Genomic DNA, 414 nt, shown 5'->3' with positions numbered 1-414 from the left:
CCATCACCATCGCCAAAGGTGCTACCGAAGGCAGCGTGACCGTCGATGCGCCGAAAAACACCGTGTACGTGGACGCCAGCACCGTCAGCACGACCATCACCGGCACCACCGGTGGTGACTTCGAGAAGCTGAACGTCAGCACCACCCCGGCTGTAACGGCCGTGACCGATACCATCGACACCAGCACCGTGACGCTCACCGCCACCGGCAGCGTGATCGAAGGCGGCACCGTGGTGTACACCGCCACCGTTACCGCACCGGTAACCGAGAAAGCGCTGGTAATCAGCCTGGCCAACGGCCAGACCATCACCATCGCCGTGGGTGATAGCTCCGGCTCGGTCAACTTCGTTGCCCCGAACAACGTCTACAACACCAACGTGCCGCTGACCAACAGCATCACCGGTGTGACCGGTG

1 protein-coding gene is annotated in these 414 nt (G+C 62.6%); it reads left to right on the top strand.

All coding sequences use genetic code 11. The features are described 5' to 3' along the window. On the top strand, window positions 1–414 hold a 414-nt coding region (locus F3J44_RS29475; RefSeq protein ID WP_167278015.1), incomplete at both ends, for an immunoglobulin-like domain-containing protein.

It is taken from the genome of Pantoea sp. Tr-811 (genome assembly GCF_011752535.1).
Taxonomy (GTDB): Bacteria; Pseudomonadota; Gammaproteobacteria; order Pseudomonadales; family Pseudomonadaceae; genus Aquipseudomonas.
The sequence above is the reverse complement of the archived record's forward strand: the minus strand, read 5'-3'. Positions and strand labels throughout refer to the sequence as shown.